This is a genomic window from Streptomyces asoensis, assembly GCF_016860545.1.
GTDB classification, from domain to species: Bacteria; Actinomycetota; Actinomycetes; order Streptomycetales; family Streptomycetaceae; genus Streptomyces; species Streptomyces asoensis.
Genome location: NZ_BNEB01000005.1, coordinates 2,472,181 through 2,492,262 on the forward strand (window position 1 = coordinate 2,472,181; position 20,082 = coordinate 2,492,262).

General features: G+C 73.0%; 19 protein-coding genes. 7 read left to right on the forward strand and 12 right to left on the reverse strand.

Annotation, left to right across the window (positions count from 1 at the left end):
* Nucleotides 1-4: 4 nt before the first annotated feature.
* The 6 genes from rpmF to recG all read right to left on the reverse strand — a co-directional run bounded on the left by rpmF (nucleotide 5) and on the right by recG (nucleotide 5,711).
* Nucleotides 5-178, reverse strand: coding sequence for a 50S ribosomal protein L32 (gene rpmF / locus Saso_RS33510; protein ID WP_007493396.1), 174 nt, complete (start codon nucleotides 176-178; stop codon nucleotides 5-7).
* A gap of 2 nt (nucleotides 179-180) precedes the next feature.
* Complete coding sequence (locus Saso_RS33515) at nucleotides 181-834, reverse strand: YceD family protein (RefSeq protein ID WP_189926650.1); 654 nt, start codon at nucleotides 832-834, stop codon at nucleotides 181-183.
* 202 nt (nucleotides 835-1,036) lie between these two features.
* On the reverse strand, nucleotides 1,037-2,167 hold the full coding sequence (locus tag Saso_RS33520) for an ATP synthase F0 subunit B (RefSeq protein WP_189926652.1): 1,131 nt from the start codon (nucleotides 2,165-2,167) through the stop codon (nucleotides 1,037-1,039).
* Nucleotides 2,168-2,278: 111 nt separating this feature from the next.
* Nucleotides 2,279-2,758 (reverse strand): pantetheine-phosphate adenylyltransferase, encoded by a 480-nt coding sequence (gene coaD, locus Saso_RS33525; RefSeq protein WP_189926853.1) that lies wholly within the window; start codon nucleotides 2,756-2,758, stop codon nucleotides 2,279-2,281.
* A gap of 26 nt (nucleotides 2,759-2,784) precedes the next feature.
* On the reverse strand, nucleotides 2,785-3,369 hold the full coding sequence (gene rsmD, locus Saso_RS33530) for a 16S rRNA (guanine(966)-N(2))-methyltransferase RsmD (RefSeq protein WP_189926654.1): 585 nt from the start codon (nucleotides 3,367-3,369) through the stop codon (nucleotides 2,785-2,787).
* 122 nt (nucleotides 3,370-3,491) lie between these two features.
* A complete protein-coding gene (gene recG, locus Saso_RS33535) occupies nucleotides 3,492-5,711 on the reverse strand; it encodes an ATP-dependent DNA helicase RecG (protein WP_189926656.1) in 2,220 nt (739 codons plus the stop codon).
* A gap of 167 nt (nucleotides 5,712-5,878) precedes the next feature.
* Here recG and Saso_RS33540 point away from each other — a divergent pair, with 167 nt between their 5' ends.
* Both Saso_RS33540 and Saso_RS33545 read left to right on the forward strand, forming a co-directional pair.
* The gene (locus Saso_RS33540; RefSeq protein ID WP_189926658.1) at nucleotides 5,879-7,735 is read left to right on the forward strand and encodes an HSP90 family protein; all 1,857 of its coding nucleotides are present in this window, start codon (nucleotides 5,879-5,881) and stop codon (nucleotides 7,733-7,735) included.
* Nucleotides 7,735-10,722 carry a tetratricopeptide repeat protein gene (locus Saso_RS33545; protein ID WP_189926659.1) on the forward strand — a complete coding sequence of 996 codons (2,988 nt, stop codon included), beginning with the start codon at nucleotides 7,735-7,737 and terminating at the stop codon, nucleotides 10,720-10,722. Before Saso_RS33540 ends, Saso_RS33545 begins: the two co-directional genes overlap by 1 nt.
* A 42-nt stretch (nucleotides 10,723-10,764) precedes the next feature.
* On the opposite strand, the gene Saso_RS33550 is transcribed toward Saso_RS33545, so the two are convergent.
* Nucleotides 10,765-12,492 (reverse strand): DAK2 domain-containing protein, encoded by a 1,728-nt coding sequence (locus Saso_RS33550; RefSeq protein WP_189926661.1) that lies wholly within the window; start codon nucleotides 12,490-12,492, stop codon nucleotides 10,765-10,767.
* 279 nt (nucleotides 12,493-12,771) lie between these two features.
* Here Saso_RS33550 and rpmB point away from each other — a divergent pair, with 279 nt between their 5' ends.
* On the forward strand, nucleotides 12,772-12,957 hold the full coding sequence (gene rpmB, locus Saso_RS33555; RefSeq protein WP_013000438.1) for a 50S ribosomal protein L28: 186 nt from the start codon (nucleotides 12,772-12,774) through the stop codon (nucleotides 12,955-12,957).
* Nucleotides 12,958-13,120: 163 nt separating this feature from the next.
* On the opposite strand, the gene thiD is transcribed toward rpmB, so the two are convergent.
* Both thiD and Saso_RS33565 read right to left on the reverse strand, forming a co-directional pair.
* Nucleotides 13,121-13,936 (reverse strand): bifunctional hydroxymethylpyrimidine kinase/phosphomethylpyrimidine kinase, encoded by an 816-nt coding sequence (gene thiD, locus Saso_RS33560; protein WP_189926663.1) that lies wholly within the window; start codon nucleotides 13,934-13,936, stop codon nucleotides 13,121-13,123.
* Complete coding sequence (locus tag Saso_RS33565) at nucleotides 13,933-14,898, reverse strand: thiamine-phosphate kinase (protein WP_189926664.1); 966 nt, start codon at nucleotides 14,896-14,898, stop codon at nucleotides 13,933-13,935. Before Saso_RS33565 ends, thiD begins: the two co-directional genes overlap by 4 nt.
* A gap of 206 nt (nucleotides 14,899-15,104) precedes the next feature.
* Here Saso_RS33565 and Saso_RS33570 point away from each other — a divergent pair, with 206 nt between their 5' ends.
* Together Saso_RS33570 and Saso_RS33575 are read left to right on the forward strand one after the other, a co-directional pair.
* A complete protein-coding gene (locus Saso_RS33570) occupies nucleotides 15,105-15,338 on the forward strand; it encodes an Lrp/AsnC family transcriptional regulator (RefSeq protein ID WP_020128743.1) in 234 nt (77 codons plus the stop codon).
* A gap of 20 nt (nucleotides 15,339-15,358) precedes the next feature.
* Nucleotides 15,359-15,859, forward strand: a complete 501-nt coding sequence (locus Saso_RS33575) for a DUF3515 domain-containing protein (protein WP_189926665.1) — start codon at nucleotides 15,359-15,361, stop codon at nucleotides 15,857-15,859.
* A gap of 69 nt (nucleotides 15,860-15,928) precedes the next feature.
* Here Saso_RS33575 and Saso_RS33580 read toward each other — a convergent pair whose 3' ends face one another.
* The 3 genes from Saso_RS33580 to Saso_RS33590 are packed head-to-tail and all read right to left on the reverse strand — an operon-like array spanning nucleotide 15,929 to nucleotide 19,013.
* Nucleotides 15,929-17,086 carry a D-alanine--D-alanine ligase family protein gene (locus Saso_RS33580; RefSeq protein ID WP_189926666.1) on the reverse strand — a complete coding sequence of 386 codons (1,158 nt, stop codon included), beginning with the start codon at nucleotides 17,084-17,086 and terminating at the stop codon, nucleotides 15,929-15,931.
* 59 nt (nucleotides 17,087-17,145) lie between these two features.
* The gene (locus Saso_RS33585) at nucleotides 17,146-18,156 is read right to left on the reverse strand and encodes an NAD(P)H-dependent glycerol-3-phosphate dehydrogenase (protein WP_189926667.1); all 1,011 of its coding nucleotides are present in this window, start codon (nucleotides 18,154-18,156) and stop codon (nucleotides 17,146-17,148) included.
* Nucleotides 18,153-19,013, reverse strand: coding sequence for a lysophospholipid acyltransferase family protein (locus Saso_RS33590; protein WP_189926668.1), 861 nt, complete (start codon nucleotides 19,011-19,013; stop codon nucleotides 18,153-18,155). Before Saso_RS33590 ends, Saso_RS33585 begins: the two co-directional genes overlap by 4 nt.
* A gap of 163 nt (nucleotides 19,014-19,176) precedes the next feature.
* On the opposite strand from Saso_RS33590, the gene cofC reads away from it, so the two are divergent.
* Together cofC and Saso_RS33600 are read left to right on the forward strand one after the other, a co-directional pair.
* Nucleotides 19,177-19,815: a 2-phospho-L-lactate guanylyltransferase gene (gene cofC / locus Saso_RS33595; protein ID WP_189926669.1), complete on the forward strand. Its 639-nt coding sequence runs from the start codon at nucleotides 19,177-19,179 to the stop codon at nucleotides 19,813-19,815.
* A gap of 9 nt (nucleotides 19,816-19,824) precedes the next feature.
* Complete coding sequence (locus Saso_RS33600) at nucleotides 19,825-20,028, forward strand: hypothetical protein (protein WP_189926671.1); 204 nt, start codon at nucleotides 19,825-19,827, stop codon at nucleotides 20,026-20,028.
* The last annotated feature ends 54 nt before the right edge of the window (nucleotides 20,029-20,082 follow it).

The window sequence follows — 20,082 nt, forward strand, 5'->3', positions numbered from 1 at the left end:
CCGCTCAGACCTCGAGGACCTGGCGCTTGTTGTAGGTACCGCAAGACGGGCACGCGATGTGCTGCAGCTTGGGCTCGTGGCAGCGCTCGCACGCAACCAGGGTGGGGACCGCAGCCTTCCACTGCGACCGGCGGTGGCGCGTGTTGCTGCGCGACATCTTCCGCTTCGGAACAGCCACGGCTACTTCTCCTGCTTCTCGTTGGCGCGCGCCGGTCGAGGCGCTTCGCCACTCATCTCGTCCTTCTCGCCGTCTTCGAGTGAACCGGCGAGTCCCTGCAGTGCCGCCCAACGGATGTCGGTGGCGTCGTGGTGGTGGTCCGGGTCGTCCGTGAGCCGCGCTCCGCATTCGGAGCACAGACCCAGGCAGTCGTCCTGGCACACCGGCTGCATCGGCAGTGCGAGCACCACCGCATCACGCAGCACGGGTTCGAGGTCGAACAAGCCGTCCTCGAGGAAGAGCATGTCCTCGTCTTCCTCGGCGTCGTCGACCGGCTCCGCTTTGGGGCGGCCCCGGTCGTCGGCGTCAGGGTACGAGAACATCTCCTGGAAGTCCGCATCGAGCTCCAGCTCCAGCGGCTCCAGACACCTTACGCACTCCCCCTCGGCCTGTGCACGGGCGGTGCCTGTGACGAGCACCCCTTCCATGACCGACTCGAGTCGGAGGTCGAGCTCCAGCGGTGCGCCTTCCGGCACGCCGATCACTCCCTGGATCCCGAGATCCCGGGGTGCTTCGATCTCGCGGGTCAGGCGCTGCTGCGCACCGGGCCGCCGCCCCAGCTCGTGCGTGTCGAACACGAGAGGCTTGCGGTGGTCGAGGCGGGCGTTCAGGGCCATTCCTGCTTTCGATCTTCTGAGCTCGGGGGGACGCTGCCCCTCGGTACGGCGGGCAGCGCTGATCGCGGGCGTATACGGAACAAGCGAAGCGCACACGCGACCGAAGAGACAGGATACTGGAGCTTTCGCCCACAGCCCAATCGGGCCCTGTCCCGCCCGCCCGACCGCGACAGCGGCAGCGGGCCGGCGCGGGCCGCAGGGCCTAGAGGCCGCGCCCCTGCTCGTAGGCGCGCAGCTGCTCGGCGCTGATCATGCCGGTGTCGAAGAGGCTGGTCTCGTCGAGCGCGTAGCCCTGCTGGGCGTGCTGGCCCTGCTGGGCGTGCTGGCCCTGCTGGGCGTTCTGCGCCTGCTGGTCGGCCTGGTTCGGGTCGTACGGCACCTGCTGGGCGTCGTAGCCCTGGATGGGGGCCCCTCCCGCTTGAGCGAAGTCGAAAGCGGGGGAGTAGGGGTCGGCCTGCTGCTGGTAGCCGTACACGTCCTGCTGGGCGTACCCCTGCTGCTGGGGCTGCTGGTAGCCGCCGTACGGGTCCGGCTGCTGCTGGTAGCCGTACGGCGGCTGCGGCTCCTGCTGCTCGTACGGCTGCTGGACGGGCTGCGCGGCCGCGGCATCCTGCTCGGCGAGGGCGGTCAGGTCGGCGAGGTAGTCGGCGTCGGAGGAGTGCTGGAACGTGGTGGCGTCGTCGGCGAGGACGCCCAGGTCGTCCGAGGCGATACGGCCGTGCAGCTTCTGCCGGCCGCGGCCGACCGCCTCCAGGGTCTTGGCCAGCACCGCCTCGAAGGCGCCCAGCTTGGTGTCGACGTAGGCGTCGGCGTCGCGGCGCAGGGTCTCGGGGTCGTGGCTGCGCTCGGGGGCGTCCTCGTCCTCGTAGCCGTTCTCGTCGGTACCGGGTCCGGTGCCGAGGAGCTTCTCGCGGCCACGGCCGACGGAGCCGAGCGTCTTGGTGAGGACGACCTCGAAGTTGGCAAGCTTGGAGTCCACGTAGTCGTCGGCCTCCGCGCGGACCTCCTCGGCCTCCTTGCGCGCCTCGGCGAGGATGCGGTCCGCCTCGTCCTGGGAGCGGCGGGCGATCTCGGTGTCGGAGATCAGGGAGCCCCGCTCGGCGTGCGCGGTGGAGATGATCCGGTCGGCCTCCTGGCGGGCCTGCTCGACCATCTGCTCGCGGCCGCCGATCAGCTCCTCGGCCTGGGCGAGGGAGTCCGGAAGGGCCGCGCGCACCTCTTCGAGCAGGGCGAGCAGATCGGCGCGGTTGACCACGCACGAGGCCGACATCGGCATCGACCGGGCACTGGAGACCGCCGTGACGATCTCGTCGAGCTTCTTCTGCACGTCCACCGGTTGCTCGCCACTCTCTACAGCTGTGTTGGAGACGGACGGGACGACTGTACGGCCATGAGGTGTCCGCCGGACAGCGGGTGACGGGCCGTCAGGAGTCCCTGCCCGGGGTCAGCCCTGGCGCAGACGCTCGCCGAGGGCCTCCAGGACCAGCGGCGGCACCAGGTGGGAGACGTCACCGCCCCAGGTGGCGACCTCCTTGACCAGGGAGGAGGAGAGGAAGCTGTACGTGGGGTTCGTGGGCACGAACAGCGTCTCGACGCCCGAGAGGCCGTTGTTCATCTGGGCCATCTGGAGTTCGTAGTCGAAGTCGCTTACCGCCCGCAGGCCCTTGACGATGGCCGGGATCTCGCGCTGCTTGCAGAAGTCGACGAGGAGGCCGTGGAACGCCTCGACGCGGACGTTGCCGTACTCGGCGGTGACCTGGCGGATCAGGTCGATCCGTTCGTCGATCTCGAACAGGCCCTTCTTGGACTTGTTGATCATGACCGCGACATAGACCTCGTCGTACAGACGAGAGGCGCGGGAAATGATGTCGAGGTGTCCGTTGGTGATCGGGTCGAACGACCCGGGACAGACGGCACGGCGCACTTGTGGTCCCTCGCTCTCCGGTCCGGTCATCGTGCGTCTTCGCACGTAGAGGCGGCGCGACCGTACCAAAACGTTCCCTCGCCGTAGCGACGGGCCCTCAGCGCTTCGAAACCGTCCGGCCAGGGGAACTCCCCGCCTCTGGTGCTGCGCTCCACGGTGACGAGGGCGTCGGCCGCGAGCCAGCCCCCCGAGCGGAGTGTGAGGAGAATCTCCCGAAGATCGTCGTTCGTGACGGCGTACGGGGGATCGAGGAAGACGAGGTCGTACGGGCCCGCCGGCGGGGTCTCGACGACCTGCCGGGCCTTGCCCGCCCTGACTTCGGCGCCCGGCAGGCCGAGGCTCTTCACGTTCTCCCGGATCGTGCGGGCCGCCCGCGCGTCGGCCTCCACGAGCAGGGTGTGGCCCGCGCCCCGGGACAGGGCCTCCAGGCCCACGGCGCCGGAGCCCGCGTAGAGGTCGAGGACCCGCTCGCCGTCGAGGGGGCCGCCCAGCAGCGACTCCCAGGTGGAGAAGAGACCTTCGCGCGCGCGGTCGGAGGTGGGGCGGGTACCGGTCCCTGGCGGCACTGCCAGACGACGTCCACCGGCTGCGCCGGCGATCACGCGGGTCATCTCGGGGTCCTTGTCCGGGGTCGGGTGCGGGTACGCGTCCAGTCTCGCAGGCGGTGCCGCGGGCGCGCGCCGCGCCGGGAGCCGTGCGGGGAGCAGCGGGTCGCCGCCCGCCGGGGGTGTGCTCAGCCCTTTTCCAGGTACTGCTCCCGTTCCTCGTCCAGGAGGGCGTCCAGGGCCGTGCGCAGGCCGGGGAGGCTCGTCAGTTCCGGGTCGGCGGCGACCAGGCGGGCGGCCTCCTCCCTCGCCTGCGCGATGACCTCCTCGTCCTCGATGACCGCGAGGACCCGCAGGCTGGAGCGGGCGCCGGACTGGGCCTGGCCCAGCACATCGCCCTCGCGGCGCTGTTCGAGGTCGATGCGGGAGAGCTCGAAGCCGTCGAGGGTGGAGGCCACGGCGTCGAGCCGCTGCCGGGCCGCGCTGGCCTCCGGCATCTCGGAGACCAGGAGGCACAGGCCGGCCGCCGAGCCACGGCCGACACGGCCGCGCAGCTGGTGCAGCTGGGAGACGCCGAAGCGGTCGGCGTCCATGATCACCATCGCGGTGGCGTTCGGCACGTTCACGCCGACCTCGATGACGGTGGTGGCGACCAGGACGTCGGTGTCGCCCGCGGCGAAGCGGCGCATGACGGCGTCCTTGTCGTCCGGGGGCATGCGGCCGTGCAGCACCTCCACCCCGAGACCCCGCAGGGGCCCCTGCGCGAGGTGGCCCGCGATGTCGAGGACCGCGAGCGGCGGGCGCTTCTCGGCCTCGTCCTCGGGGGACTTCTTCCCGGCCCGGCCGCCCTTCTTGTCCTCCTCGTCGCCGATGCGCGGGCAGACGACGTACGCCTGATGGCCGTTGTCCACCTCCTCGCGCACGCGCTCCCAGGCGCGGGCGAGGAAGTGCGGCTTGTCGGCGGCCGGGACGACATGGCTGGCGATGGGCGAGCGGCCCGCCGGGAGCTGGTCGAGGACGGACGTCTCCAGGTCGCCGAAGACGGTCATGGCGACGGTGCGCGGGATGGGCGTGGCCGTCATGACGAGGAGGTGCGGGGGCTGCTTGCCCTTGCTCCGCAGGGCGTCGCGCTGTTCGACGCCGAAGCGGTGCTGTTCGTCGACCACGACGAGGCCGAGGTCGTGGAACTTGACCTTGTCCTCGATGAGCGCGTGGGTGCCGATCACGATGCCGGCCTCGCCGGTGACGAGGTCGAGCAGGGCCTGCCGGCGGGCGGCGGTGCCCATGGACCCGGTCAGCACGACGACCTTGGTGGCCCGCTCGGAGCCGCCCAGCATCCCGCCCTCGGCGAGCTCGCCCATCATCTCGACGACGGAACGGTGGTGCTGCTGGGCGAGGACCTCGGTGGGAGCGAGCAGGGCGGCCTGACCGCCGGCGTCGACCACGGCGAGCATGGCGCGCAGGGCGACCAGGGTCTTGCCCGAACCGACCTCGCCCTGGAGCAGCCGGTGCATCGGGTGGTCCGTCGCCAGGTCGTCGAAGATCTCCCCGGAGACCTTGCGCTGGCCCTCGGTGAGGGTGAAGGGCAGGCGGGCGTCGAAGGCGGTGAGGAGGCCGTCGGCGGCGGGCACGCGGGGGACCGCCGGAAGCTGGGCGTCGGCGTGGCGGCGGCGGGCCAGGGCGACCTGGAGGACGAACGCCTCGTCCCACTTCAGCCGGGCGCGCGCGTCGGCGATGTCCGCCTTGGTGTGGGGGCGGTGGATCTTCAGGAGGGCCTCGGGGAGCGGGACCAGGTTGCGGCCCTCCCGCAGCGAGTCCGGGAGGGGGTCGATCGCCTCCTGGGCGTGCGGCAGGACGGTCTGGATCGCCTTGCCGATCTTCCAGGACTCCAGTTTCGCGGTCGCGGGGTAGAGCGGGATGAGGGCGCCCGCCCAGGTCTCGACGGATTCCTCGGTGTCGGCCCGCAGCAGCTCGTAGGCGGGATGGGCCAGCTGGAGGCGGCGGTTGAAGACCGAGACCTTGCCGGCGAACATCGCGCGCGTGCCCGGCAGGAGGTCCTTGTGGGGTTTGTGGACGCCGCTGCCGAAGAAGACCAGCTGGAGCCGGCCGCTGCCGTCGGTGATGGTCACCTCCAGGCGCTGGCCCTTGCCGCGGGGCGCCTTGGCCGAGGCGAAGCTGTGCAGGCGGGCGTCGGCGACCTGGGCGACCACGGTGACGTGTTCGTCCATGGGGAGGTCGGCGAGGTGGGTGAGCTGGCCGCGCTCCTCGTATCTGCGGGGGTAGTGGTGCAGGAGGTCGCCGACCGTGTGCAGGCCGAGGTGCTCGGCCATCACCTTCGCGGTGGCGGGGCCGAGCACTGACTTGAGGGGCTGTTCCAGGGGTTCTTCCAGTGCGGGCACGAGATCCATTGCACACCACCCCACTGACATTGCCGTATATGTGTCCTGAAACCCCTGGTCAGGCGGTTCGTTCGGGCTCTAGGATGACGCGCTCCGGCCATCATCCGCGGTCACCGCCCCACCGGGACCGCCCGACCCCGCGCCGTGTCCTCCCCCCAGCCCGCGGCGCTGCAGCGATGGACTCCCAGACCTCACAGTCATCCCAGGCATCCCAGCAGCCCCACACCTTCCAGGTCGACCTGCGTGGTCTGGTGGACCTGCTGTCCCATCACCTCTACTCCAGTCCCAAGGTCTACCTGCGCGAGCTGCTCCAGAACGCCGTGGACGCCATCACCGCGCGGCGGGCCGAGGAGCCCGGCGCCCCGGCGTGCGTACGGCTGTCCGCCGCGGACGGCGGACTGCGGGTCGAGGACTCGGGCATCGGGCTGACCGAGGCCGACGTGCACAGCCTGCTGGCGACGATCGGGCGCAGTTCCAAGCGCGCCGAAGGGCTCCAGGAGGTCCGTTCGGACTTCCTCGGGCAGTTCGGGATCGGGCTGCTGGCCTGCTTCGTGGTGGCGGAGCGGATCCGGGTGGTCAGCCGCAGCGCCCGTAGGCCGGACGCGCCGCCGGTGGAGTGGACCGCGTGCGACGACGGCTCCTACACCGTGCGGACGCTGCCGCACGCGGAGCGTCCCGAGCCGGGCACCACCGTGCACCTGGTGGCGCGGGCCGGTGCCGGGGAGTGGCTCACGCAGCCGCGGGTCCTGGCGCTGGCCCGGGACTTCGGATCGCTGCTGCCGTACGACGTCCGGGTGGGCGACGAGGCGGTCACCGACCTCCCGGCGCCCTGGAGCCGCTCCTACCCCTCCCCGGCCGCCCGGCGGGTGGCACTGGCCCGGCACTGCCACGAGCTCTTCGGGTTCACGCCGCTGGACTCGGTGGAGCTGGACCTGCCGGTGGCCGGGGTGCGCGGGGTCGCGTACGTGCTGCCGTCGGCGGTCAGTCCCGCGCAGCGCGCCGGTCACCGGGTGCACCTCAAGGGGATGCTGCTGACCGAGCGGGGCGAACAGCTGCTGCCCGACTGGGCGTTCTTCGTGCGCTGCGTCCTGGACACCGACAGTCTGCGGCCGACCGCCTCACGGGAGGCGCTGTACGAGGACGAGACGCTGGCCGCCGTCCGGGAGGCGCTGGGGGGCCGGATCCGGTCGTGGCTGACGGGGCTCGCGGCCGGTGATCCGCAGCGCCTCGCGGCCTTCCTGGAGGTGCACCACCTGGGCGTGAAGTCCCTGGCGCGGCACGACGAGGAGATGCTGCGCACGATGCTGCCGTGGCTGCCCTTCGAGACGACCGACGGACGGCTGTCGCTGGAGGAGTTCGCGCAGCGGCACCCGGTGGTGCACTTCACGCGGACGGTGGAGGAGTTCCGGCAGGTCGCGCCGATCGCGGCCGCGCAGGGCATCGGGGTGGTCAACGGCGGCTACACCTACGACGGGGAGCTGGTCGAGGCGCTGCCGTCGGTGCGGCCGGGGACGGCGGTGGCCGAGCTGGACGCGGACACCGTGACGGCCCACCTGGACGCCGTCGCCCCGGACGACGAGCTGGCGCTCGGGGACTTCCTGGCGGCGGCGCGGGCGAGCCTCGACCCGCTGGGCTGCGACGTCGTCCTGCGGGCGTTCCTCCCGCTGTCGGTGCCCGCGCTGCACCTCGACGACCGGGGCGCCCGGCACGAGCAGGCACGCGCGCAGGCCGAGGCGTCGGCCGACGACCTGTGGGCGGGCATCCTGGGCTCGCTGCGCGGGAGTGCCCCCCGTGCGCGTCTGGTGCTCAACCATCTCAACCCGCTGGTCCGGCGGATCGGTTCGCTGAACGACCCCGAGCTGATCGGCACGGCCACGGAGTCGCTGTACGGGCAGGCGCTGCTGATGGCGCAGCGTCCGCTGCGGCCCGCGGACTCGGCGCTGCTGAACCGGGCGTTCATCGGCCTGCTGGAGTGGGCCACGCACGGCGAGCCGGCCCCCGGGGAGCCGGCAGAGGGACAGGGCGGTCACTGATGAGCCAGATCACGGACTTCGACTCCCTCCGCCGGGCGATGGCGGAGAACGGCGAGCAGCCGGAGGGTCCGGCACGCAACGCACGCGCGGAGGAGCTGCTGGTGGAGGCCGAGCGGCTCGGCATCCCGCTCGCGGTGATCGAGGCGCTCGGGCACCAGCTGAAGGTCTACAACTACAGCTCCGAGAAAGCGAAGATGTTCGTCCCGTTCGCGCGGCTGCTGCGCCTGTGGGACGAGCGGCCCGAGGACTTCGACGCGTACGAGACGCACGCCCTGCACTGGGTCTTCAAGTGGGTGTCGGCGGGCATGCTCGACCAGCCGCACGTGCCGCTGGCGTCGGTGGAGAAGTGGCTCGGCGAGATGGAGCACCGCTACCGGCTCGCCGGTCACTCCGCGCGGGCGGTGCGCAGCGCCGAGTTCAGCGTGGCCGCCCACGTGGGCGACATGGAACGGGCCGAACGGGCCTTCACCGCCTGGCTGGCCGCGGACCGGGACACCATGGCCGACTGTCACGCGTGCGAGCTGCGCGGGCAGGGCTGGTGGCACGCGGAGCGGGGCCGGGACGAGGAGGCGCTCGACCTGTGGGCGCCCGTGCTGGAGGGCGAGTACACGTGCGCGCACGAGCCGCACGCCGTGCTCGCCTCGTCGCTCCTTCCGCTGCTGCGGCTGAACCGCGTGGACGAGGCCCGCGCCCACCATCTGCGGGGTTTCCGTCTGGTGCGGTCCATGGAGAGCATGCGGGGCGCCTACGCCGACCATGTCGAGTTCTGCGCACTCACCGGCAACGAGGCGCGGGGGCTGGAGCTGCTGGCGGAGCGGCCCGCCTACTTCACCGACGACGGGCACCCGCAGAGCAGGCTGGACTTCCTCAACGTCGTGGTGCTGCTCATGGACCGTCTGTCGGAGCTCGGTCACGCCGGTCAGCGGGTGCCCGGTCCGGCCGGGCGGGAGTGGACGGCCGCGGAGCTCGGCGCGCACGCGCGCGCCGAGGCCCTCGCGCTGGCCGCGCTCTTCGACGAGCGCAACGGCACCTCGTACGTCAGCGAGCGGGCCCGCGCGCGGATGTCCCGGCGGCCCCTGGTGGAGCGGCTGCCCCTGGGGGTACGGGCGGCCCGCCCCGCCTCCGCCGCGGCCGCGAAGGCGCCCGGGGCTCCGGCACCGGTAGCGCGCGGCGGTGAACCCGGTCTGGCGGACCTGCTCGCGGAGGCCCGGCGGCTCTCCGACACCCTCCAGCCGCACGCCGTCGAGGCATGGGCGCGCGTGGCGCTGCTGGCCGAGGAGGCGGAGGGCGACGAGCTGGAGCCGCGGGACCTCGCGGAGATCGCGGACCACGAGGCGATCGGCCTCGGCCCCGAGGGCGCGGAGGCGTTCGCGCGGGCGGCGGAGCTGTACGAACGGGCGGGCGACCCCGGCGAGGCCCTGGCCGCACGCGCGCGTGCGGCGTACGTCCGGGCACTGGGCGGCGAGGTCGACGAGGCGGTCGTGACGGTCGCCGGCCTGTACGACCGGGTGCTCGCGCTGTACGCCGAGGGCGGTACGGAGGTGCCGCAGGCGGCGGGCGTGCTGATGGGACGGGCACGGATCCTGATGCGGCGCGTCCACGAGGCCGAGGGTGAGGTCGAGGAGACGGTCCTGACGGAGGCCGAGGCGGCCGTGGGCGAGCTGCTGGCGCTCGTGGACGGGCGGGCCGGCAACGACGTCCGGCTGGCCGCGCGGGTCGCCGAGGGACACGCGATGCTGGCCGAGCTGGCGACGCGCGCGGGGAAGCCGGAGGCGGGCGCGAAGCTGTTCGCGCGGGCCGCGGCGGAGTTCGTCGAGGCGGGTCTGCCGTGGTTCGCCGTGGAGTACGAGGCCCGGCTGGCCGCTGTCGCCCATCAGCTGGACGACCTGCGGGAGACGGAGCGTGCCCTGCGCGCCGCCCTGGAGCACGGCGGACCGTACCTGGAGCCGATCGGGCGGGCCCAGCTGCATCTCCAGCTCGCCGAGGTCGTGGGGGGCCGCGGGCTGGCCGGTGAGGCCGCGGAACACGCGCTGGAGGCGGCGCACTGGGCGGACGAGGCGGGCGCGGGTCCCACGTTCGGCGCCTGGGCGCGCCACCAGCTCGGCGGGTTCCTGGTGCACCAGGGCCGCTGGGCCGAGGCGGCGGAGGTGCTGGAGTCCGCGCTCGCCGACCTGACCGCCGAGACGCACGGCGACGGCGCGGTCGTCCAGACCCAGTGGTGGCTGGGCGACTGCCTGAGCGAGCTCGGCGAGCACCGGGACGCCGCCGAACGCCGGCTCCAGGCCGCCGAGATCGCCCGGCACTGGCCCGAGCAGCACGACCACGCGACCCTCGCGCACCTGGCCGCCGAGTCGCTCGGACACGCCGGCCTGAGCGCCGAGGCCGACCGGTCCTACGCGCGCGCGGGCGAGCTGTGGCGCGAGCTCGGCAACGTCCACGGGCTCGTCCGGTCCCTGCGGGCCCGCGCGTGGCTGGCGCTGCGCACCGAGGACGGGACGGACGCGGCACGCGCCCTGATGACGGGCGCCCTGGAGGAGTGCGCGGACGCGTTCGGCGCGGCGGACGACGACGAGGCCCGGCTGCGGCTCGTCGCCGAACTCGGGCACACGCACCGCCAGTTCGGGGACCTCCTGGCCCGTTCGGCGGCCGAGGACGCCGACGACGACTCGATCCGGGCCGCCCTGGACGAGGCCCTCTCCCAGATGGCGGAGGCCGTCGCGGTGTTCGTCGCCCTGGGCGAGGACGCGCTGCACGCGCGGACCGGCGCGGAGCTGGCCGCGGGCTGGCTGGAGACCGACCTCGGTCGTCCGGGGCGGGCGGCGGCACGCGCGCGTGCGGTGCTGAGGGCGTACGCCGACGCGGACGCGGACGGCGACCCGGATCCCGACGCCGGGGACGAGGAGCGGGGGGAGGCGGAGACGGTGCGGGCCCGGCGGGCCGAGGCGGAGCAGCTGCTCCAGGCCACGGAGGAGCAGAAGGACCGCTGACGGCGCCGCGCGGTCCCTCCCGCCGCTCCGGGCGGCTCCTGGCTACTCGACGCCGATCAGCAGCAGCGCGCCCTGCCGTCCGCCTCGGTACACCACCGTGTCGACGGCGAGGTACGCCTCCCGCACCCGCGCCCGCAGGTGCTCGGCGACCCCCTCGGGGGCCTCGTCGCCGAGCACGAGGGTGACGAGCTCACCGCCCGCCGCCAGCATCCGGTTCAGGACCGTCTCGGCGGCGGTGGTGACGTCGGAGCCGATGACGGCCACGTCGCCGTCGATCAGCCCGAGGACGTCTCCGGCCTGGCAGATGCCGGACATGGTCCACGACTGGCGCTCGGCGACCGCGACCTCGGCGTACCGGGTGGCGCCGGCCGCCGAGGTCATGGCGACCACGTCCTCGTCGAAGCGCCGCCCGGGCTCGTGCACGGCGAGGGCCGCGATCCCCTGGACCGCCGAGCGGGTGGGGATCAGCGCCGCCCGGATGCCCTCGGTCCGCGCCTGCTCGGCCGCGGCGGCCGCGGTGTGCCGCAGATCGGCGTCGTTGGGCAGCAGCACGACCTCGCGCGCGTGGGCCCGTCGCACGGCCTCGACGAGCTCTCCGCTGGCGGGCGGCTCCCCGGGGCGCGCGAGCACGGTGGTCGCGCCCGCCTCGGCGTACAGCCCGGCCAGGCCCTCGCCCGGCACCACGGCGACGACCGCCCGCTGGACGCGTTCGCGCGGCGGACGCCCGCCCCCGCGCGTGTGGGCGTCGTCGAGGCCGAAGTGCGTGATCCTGATCCGGTAGGGCCGGCCCGCCTCGACGCCCGCCTCCACGGCGGCGCCCGCGTCGTCCACGTGCACGTGGACGTTCCACAGGCCGTCGCCGCCGACCACGACCAGGGAGTCACCCAGGGCGTCAAGCCGCCGCCGCAGCCGCGCCACGGCCGTGTCCTCGGCCTCCAGGAGGTAGATCACCTCGAAGGCGGGGCCGCCCTCGCCGTCCGGCCCGTCGCCCCGGTCCTCCCCGGCCGCCGGGTCGGCGCAGGCCGGGTGCGTCACGACGTCGGCGGGCTCCACGCGCGCGCGTGCCGGGAACGGGGAGCCCGACAGCGCGGACAGCGCGGGCAGCTCCCCCGTGAACGTCTCCACCAGGGCCGCGAGGACCGCCACCAGCCCGCGGCCGCCCGCGTCCACCACCCCGGCGCGCTCCAGGACCGCCAGCTGCCCGGGGGTCGCGGCCAGCGCCGCGCACGCTCCTGCGTAGGCCGCCCGGGCGACCGTCCCGCAGTCGCCCCGGGCGCCCTGGGCCGCGTCGGCGGCGGCCGAGGCGACGGAGAGGACGGTGCCCTCGACGGGGTGCGCGACGGCCTGGCGGGCGGAGTCGGCCGCGTACCGCAGCGCCCGGGACAGCCCGTCCCCGTCGGTGTGCGGGGTCTCCCCGTCGGCGGAGAGCACCTGGGCCATGCCGCGCAGCAGCTGCGCGAGGATCGTCCCCGAGTTCCCGCGCGCCCCGATGAGCGCACCGTGCGCCATCGCGCGTGCGGCGTCGGCGAGGGAGGGCTTGCGGGCGGGTCCTGCGCCGGACCCGGCCTCGTGCCCGGCGAACACCGCCTCGACGGCGGTGGCCGCCGACTCGACGGTCAGGTAGAGGTTGGTGCCGGTGTCCCCGTCGGCGACGGGGTAGACGTTGATCGCGTCTATCTCCTCGCGCGCCCGCCCCAGCGCCGTGAGGGCGAGGCCGCACCAGGTGCGCACCGCGAGAGCATCGAAGAATGTCTGCGGCACCTGCGCCACCTGCGCCTCCTCGGGCTGCTGGACTGGACGCAGCGTAGACCCCGGGCCGGTGTCCGCAGGAAAGCGGGCCGGACCGGAGCGGACGGGGGCCGACCGGGGCGGGGGCCGGGCCCCTGAGCAGCCATGGTAGTTTCGTTGTACTGGCGCAGTCGTTGTATGCTGCTCCGGTTGCCCGATCCGCATCGGGCCATCCCCCTGGCACCGCCACTCAGATCCTAGATCCTGATCCCGGCATGCCGGGATCATCCGTAAGTGCATCTGAAGTCTTTGGAGTGACCCGTGGCTGCCAACTGCGACGTCTGTGGCAAGGGGCCGAGCTTCGGCAACAACATCTCGCACTCGCACCGCCGTACGTCCCGTCGCTGGAACCCGAACATCCAGCGCGTCCGTACCGTGGTCGGCGGGACGCCGAAGCGCGTGAACGCTTGCACCTCGTGCATCAAGGCCGGCAAGGTCTCGCGCTGACGCACATCCTCCTGTTCTCGACTCCGTTCGAGCCGGGAGGAACCCCAACGTGCGCGGCCACTGCTGGTTCGCCGCATAGAGCCGGTCCATCTCGATGGGCCGGCTTTCTGCTGTCCCCGGCTCCCCGCGCGAGGGCTTCGTGCCGCGCGTACCGCGGCCGGCGTCACGCCCCCGCCGCACCCCGGGTGAGGTCCCAGCCGTGGTCCACGGGGCCGATGCCGGTGCCGAGCGCGAAGCCGGCGGCGATCGCCCCGGTGACGTAGTCCTTCGCCGCCCGCACCGCCCGCGGCACGGAGTCCCCCTTCGCCAGGTGGGCCGCGATGGCCGAGGCGAGGGTGCAGCCCGTGCCGTGCGTGTGCCGGTTGTCGTGTCTCGGCGCCCGCAGCCAGTGCTCCTCGCGGCCGTCCGTGAGCAGGTCCACCGCATCGCCGGGGAGGTGGCCGCCCTTGATGAGCGCCCACCGCGGTCCGTACGTCAGCACGGCGGCCGCCGCGTCCCTCAGCTGCTCCTCCGACCCGACCCGCACCCCGGTCAGCCGGGCCACCTCGTCGAGGTTGGGGGTGGCGACGGTGGCGAGGGGCAGCAGAGCCGTCCGTACGGCGTCCAGCGCGGAGGCGGCGAGCAGCGGGTCCCCGTGCTTGGAGACCCCGACCGGGTCGACGACGACGGGAGCGTCGGTGCCGGAGAGCAACTCCGCCACCGTCTCGACGAGTTCGGCGGAGGCGAGCATCCCGGTCTTCACCGCCCGGACCCCTATGTCGTCCACGACGCTGCGGTACTGGGCCCGCACCGCGTCCGCGGGCAGTTCCCAAGCCCCTTGCACGCCGAGGGAGTTCTGTGCGGTGATCGCCGTGACGACGCTCATGCCGTGCACGCCGAGCGCGAGCATCGTCTTCAGGTCGGCCTGGATCCCGGCCCCGCCGCCGGAGTCCGAGCCGGCGACGGTGAGCACCCGCGGCGGGACGCCGGGCGCGCTCACGACTCCAGGTCCCCGAAGTGGTCCCAGCCGCCCTTGCTGGTCCAGGGCGCCCCGTCGACCGTCACCTGGGGCAGCGCGGACGGGTTGAGGACCTCGCCGATCACCTTCCAGCGGGCGGGCAGCTTCACGTCCGGCGGGAAGGTCGCCACGATCGCGTGGTCCTCTCCCCCGGTCAGCACCCACTGGATGGGGTCGACGCCGACGGCCTGACCGATGTCGTTCATCTGCGTCGGGATGTCGATGGCCCCGGAACGGATGTCGATACGGACCTTGCTGGCCTCCGCGATGTGCCCGAGGTCGGCGATCAGCCCGTCGCTGACGTCGCACATCGCCGTCGCGCCGAGCCCGGCGGCCGCGGGGCCCGCGTGGTACGGCGGCTCGGGGCGGCGGTGGGCCTCGACGAAGGCGCGGGGCGAGCGGAAGCCCCGGGAGAGGACCGCGTACCCGGCGGCGGACCAGCCCAGCCAGCCGGTGACCGCCACGAGGTCGCCGGGCTGGGCGCCGCCGCGGGTGACCGGCTCCTGGTTGCGCAGATCGCCGAGCGCGGTGATCGACACCATGATCGTGTCACCCCGTACGACGTCACCGCCGACCACCGAGGCACCGGCCACCTGGCACTCGTCGCGCAGGCCGTCCATCATCTCGGACGGCCAGGTCACCGGGAGTTCGGCAGGCACGACGAGACCGAGCAGCAGGGCCGTCGGCACCGCGCCCATGGCGGCGATGTCGGCGAGGTTCTGCGCGGCGGCCTTGCGGCCGACGTCGTAGGCCGTGGACCAGTCGCGGCGGAAGTGCCGGCCCTCCAGCAGGATGTCGGTGCTGGCCACGACCCGGCGGTCGGGCGCGGCGACCACCGCGGCGTCATCGCCGGGGCCGACCCGGACCGCGGGGGTGGTGGTGAGACGGGAGGTGAGCTCCCTGATGAGCCCGAACTCCCCGAGTTCACCAACAGTGCCCTTCATTGTCCTTTCGCCCCTTCTGTACCTGTCTGTGCCCGGTCGCGCGTAACCAGTGTCCTCGATACGGTCGAGTCAGCCGTCAACTTCGGTAGGGCCCGTACCCCGGCGCGCGGGTCGTGGTTCCCGCAGGTCTCCCCGCGAGGAGCGGCGACGCGATACCGTGGCGTTCCTTTTCCCCACATGATCCTCGTGGCCGCCCTGGAGGTTCCGTGGTACAGGCGTACATCCTGATCCAGACGGAGGTCGGCAAGGCGTCGACCGTCGCCGAAGAGATCGGCAAAATCCCTGGCGTCGTCCAGGCCGAGGACGTGACGGGACCTTATGACGTGATCGTGCGGGCCCAGGCCGACACGGTGGACGACCTCGGCCGCATGGTGGTCGCCAAGGTGCAGCAGGTGGACGGGATCACCCGCACCCTGACCTGTCCGGTCGTGCATCTGTAGCCCCCGTCTACCCTTGGCCGGTGAACCTTTTCCGTCACCGGCCCGTCGGCCTGCCCGCGCTCGTCCTGCTGATCACGGTCGCGGGCTGCTCCTCAGCAGACGACAACGCGTCGGCGGCGGTTCCCAGTCCCGGCGCGAAAGCCGTGAAGCTGTGCCGGGACCTGGACAAGGTACTGCCGTCGAAGGTGGACGGTGAGAGCCGCCACGATCCCGAGCCCGCCTCCGCGCTCACCGCGGGCTGGGGAGGTCCGGAGATCATACTGCGCTGCGGTGTCACGCAGCCGCCGAAGATGATCGACCCCAAGGTCGCGGTGGGCTCCGACCCGGACGCGGTGGCCGGCGGGGTCGACGGCGTCGACTGGCTGATGGAGACGCGGGACGGCGGGGGCAACCGCTTCACCACGGCCAATCGCAGCGCCTACGTCGAGGTGACGGTGCCGGACGGCACGGACAGCTCCGGCGCCCTGATCGACCTGGCCCCCGCCATCAAGAAGGCGATCCCCGAGGGGATCGCCGACTAGACCGTCCGTCCGGACCGGTCCCCCACCGACTCCGGACCGCCCGCACCCGGACCGGCGAGGACCCGCGGTTCAGCGCAGGCCGGTGGACCTGCGCAGGGCCGCCTGGATCAGGCGGTCCACCAGCTCGGGGTAGCCGATCCCGGTCTCCTGCCACATCTTGGGGTACATCGAGATCGGGGTGAAGCCGGGCATCGTGTTGATCTCGTTGATGACGAACTCGCCCTCGTCCGTGAGGAAGAAGTCGGCGCGGACCAGGCCCTCGCAGGACGCCGCGTCGAAGGCCTCCACCGCCAGGCGCCGCACGTCCGCCGTCTCCTCGGGCGTCAGCGGGGCCGGGACGATCCCGGGGGTCGAGTCGATGTACTTCGCGTCGAAGTCGTAGTAGGCGTGCGTGTCCGGCGGCGGGATCTCGGCCGGGACGGAGGCGCGCGGACCGTCCTCGAACTCCAGCACCCCGCATTCGATCTCGCGGCCCCGCAGCGCCGCCTCGACGAGGATCTTCGGGTCGTGGCGCTGGGCCTCGGCGATCGCCTCGTCGAGCCCGGCCAGGTCGTCGACCTTGGTGATGCCGATGGAGGAACCCGCGCGCGCGGGCTTCACGAAGAGGGGCCAGCCGTGCTCGCCCGCGAAGTCGACGATCTTCTTGCGGGCGGCCGCCTCGTCCTGGGCCCACTCGCGCGGCCGGATCACCACGTACGGGCCGACCTTGAGCCCGAAGGAGGTGAACACCCGCTTCATGTACTCCTTGTCCTGGCCGACGGCCGAGGCGAGCACGCCCGCGCCGACGTACGGGACTCCGGAGAGCTCCAGCAGGCCCTGGAGGGTGCCGTCCTCGCCGTACGGGCCGTGCAGGACGGGGAAGACGACGTCGACCTCGCCCAGCGCCTTGGGCACCGAACCCGGCTCGTAGTAGACGACTTCACGGTTGGCGGGATCGACCGGGAGCACCACGCCGCCGTCCCGCGACTCGGCGAGTTCGTCGACGTCGGGCGTACGGCGGTCGGTGATCGCCATGCGCTCGGGCTCGTCGGCGGTGAGGAACCAGCGTCCTTCTCGCGTGATGCCGATCGGCAGGACCTCGTACTTGGTCCGGTCGATGGCCCGCAGGACCGCGCCGGCCGTGACCACGGAGATCCCGTGCTCGGAGCTGCGACCGCCGAAGACAACCGCCACCCGCGGCTTGCGGAGGGGCTGCTGAGGGCTCTGGGGGAGGTTCTCGGTGCTCATATCGGGTTGAGAGTACCCGGTGGTGGAGCCGGGAGTCAGCGTCCACCCGCCGGGTTCGCTCAGCGTCGTTCGGGCTTCGCGCTGCGCGACATCAGCTCCTTGAGCGCGACCACCGGGGGCTTGCCCTCGTGGACGATGCCGACGACCGTCTCGGTGATCGGCATGTCGACCCCGTGCCGGCGGGCCAGATCCAGCACCGACTCGCAGGACTTGACGCCCTCGGCGGTCTGGCGGGTGACCGCGATGGTCTCCTGGAGGGTCATGCCCTTGCCCAGGTTGGTGCCGAAGGTGTGGTTGCGCGAGAGCGGCGAGGAGCAGGTCGCCACGAGGTCCCCGAGGCCGGCGAGTCCGGCGAAGGTGAGCGGGTCCGCGCCCATCGCCAGGCCCAGCCGGGTGGTCTCGGCGAGGCCGCGGGTGATGAGGGAGCCCTTGGCGTTGTCGCCGAGGCCCATGCCGTCGGCGATCCCCACCGCGAGACCGATCACGTTCTTCACCGCGCCGCCCAGCTCGCAGCCGACCACGTCGGTGTTGGTGTACGGGCGGAAGTACGGCGTGTGGGAGGCGGCCTGGAGTCTGCGGGCGACGGCCTCGTCGGTGCAGGCGACCACGGCCGCGGCCGGCATCCGGGAGGCGATCTCCTTCGCCAGGTTGGGCCCGGTGACGACGGCGATCCGGTCGGCGCCCACCTTGGCGACGTCGTCGACGACCTCGCTCATCCGCATGGTCGTACCGAGCTCGACGCCCTTCATCAGCGACACCAGGACGGTGCCGGGGGCGAGCAGCGGCGTCCATTCGGCGAGGTTGGCCCGCAGGGTCTGCGAGGGGATCGCGAGGACGGTGAAGTCGGCGTCCCGGGCCGCCTCGGCCGCGTCGGCGGTCGCGCGCAGGTTGCGCGGGAGTTCGACGCCGGGGAGGTAGTCGGGGTTGGTGCGGGTGGAGTTGACCGCGTCGGCGAGCTCGGGGCGGCGCGCCCACAGCGTCACCTCGCAGCCCGCGTCGGCGAGGACCGTACCGAAGGCGGTCCCCCATGATCCGGTGCCGAAGACGGCCGCCTTCACGGACTTGCTCACTTGCCGCTCTCCCCCTCGTGACTGGTCTTCGCGCGGCCGGTCCGCGCACGGCCGGACTCCGCGCCGTCGATCTGTGCGCCGTCGGTCTCCGCGCCGTTCCCGGCGGCGGTCGCCGAGGCCGCCTCCGCCTGGGTGCGGCGGCGCTGCTCGATCCGCTCGCGGCGCGGGTCGTAGGGCGTCTCGGGCGCCTTCTCGCCGCGGATCTCCTCCAGCAGGCCGGTGACGGCGGCCATGATGACCTCCGTCGCCTCCTTCAGGAGCTCGGGGGTCATCTCGTGGCCGTAGAACCGGTCGAGGTCCACGGGCGGGCCCGCGAGCACGTGGTGGGTCTTGCGCGGAAGCAGGTCGGGCTTCTTCGCATAGGGCGGCAGCAGTTCGTTGGCGCCCCACTGGGCGACCGGGATCACCGGGCACCGGGTCTGGAGGGCGACGCGCGCGGCACCGGTCTTGGCGGTCATCGGCCAGCCGTCGGGGTCACGGGTCAGGGTGCCCTCGGGGTAGAACGCGACGCACTCGCCGCGCTCCACGGCGTCGATCGCGGCCCGGAAGGCACTGAGCGCGTCCGTGCTCTCGCGGTAGACGGGGATCTGTCCGGTGCCGCGCATCGCGGCGCCGACGAATCCCTCCTTGAAAAGCCCGCTCTTCGCGAGGAATCGCGGCACCCGGCCGCTGTTGTACTGGAAGTGCGCATACGCGAAGGGGTCCACATGCGAATTGTGGTTGACCGCGGTGATAAAGCCGCCCTCGGCCGGAATATGTTCCATTCCGCGCCAGTCCCGCTTGATCAGAACCACCAGCCAGGGTTTGCAGAGGACCGCAGCGAAGCGGTACCAGAAGCCGATTCTGCGGCGGGGCACGCGGACACCTTCCTCTAGGACTTCCCAAGGCCTGCTCCGGGGCCTGGGGCCGCACAAGTGTCGCCCCGGGCCGCCGGTCTGTCGAGAACACCGTACGCCCGCCCGCCCGACCGGCGGATGAGCCGGGTGACAATGGCCGCGACGAGAGAGGGACGGTACGCCGGTGCAGTGGAGCTTGGTCATACCCCTGAAGCCCTTGGCGCTGGCCAAGAGCAGGCTCGCGGACACCGCCACCGACGGGCTTCGCCCGGGTCTCGCCCTCGCCTTCGCCGAGGACACCGTGGCGGCCGCGCTGGCCTGCGCCGCGGTCCGGGATGTGGCAGTCGTCACGGACGACGCGCTGGCCGGGCGCGTCCTGGCGGCCCTGGGTGCCCGGATCGTCCCCGACGAGCCGGGCGGTGGCCTCAACGCCGCCCTGGCCCACGGCGCCGCCGCAGTGCGCGCCGTGCGCCCCGAAGCCCCGCTCGCCGCTCTCAACGCGGATCTGCCGGCGCTGCGGCCGCGGGAACTGGCCCGGGTCCTGGACGCGGCCGGGGAATTCCCCCGCGCTTTTCTCCCGGACGCGGCCGGCATCGGCACGACACTTCTGTCGGTGGCGGCGGGACGTGAATTGCTTCCCGCATTCGGCGTGGATTCCCGTGCGCGGCACCGCGCCTCCGGGGCCGTGGAACTGCGTCCGGGGGCGGTGGATTCCGTGCGCCAGGACGTGGACACCGGCGAGGACCTGCGGGCGGCGCTGTCCCTGGGGGTGGGCCCCCGGACGGCCGTCGCGGCGGCGCACCTGCTGATTCCGGGGCAGTAGGCTGCCGCCATGCAGGCGACCGCATACACGTACGACCCCGGCACGCGCAGCGGACAGGTGCTGCTGGACGACGGCACACCGGTGCCCTTCGACGAAGCGGCGTTCGACGCGGGCGGGCTGCGGCTGCTGCGCCCCGGGCAGCGGGTGCGGATCGAGGTGGAGGGGCCGAAGGAGAGCCCCCGGATCACCCTGGTGACGCTCCAGACGTTCTGAGGTCCGCGCCGGACAGGCCGCGGGCCGGACTCCGAGAGGGAGTCCGGCCCGGCG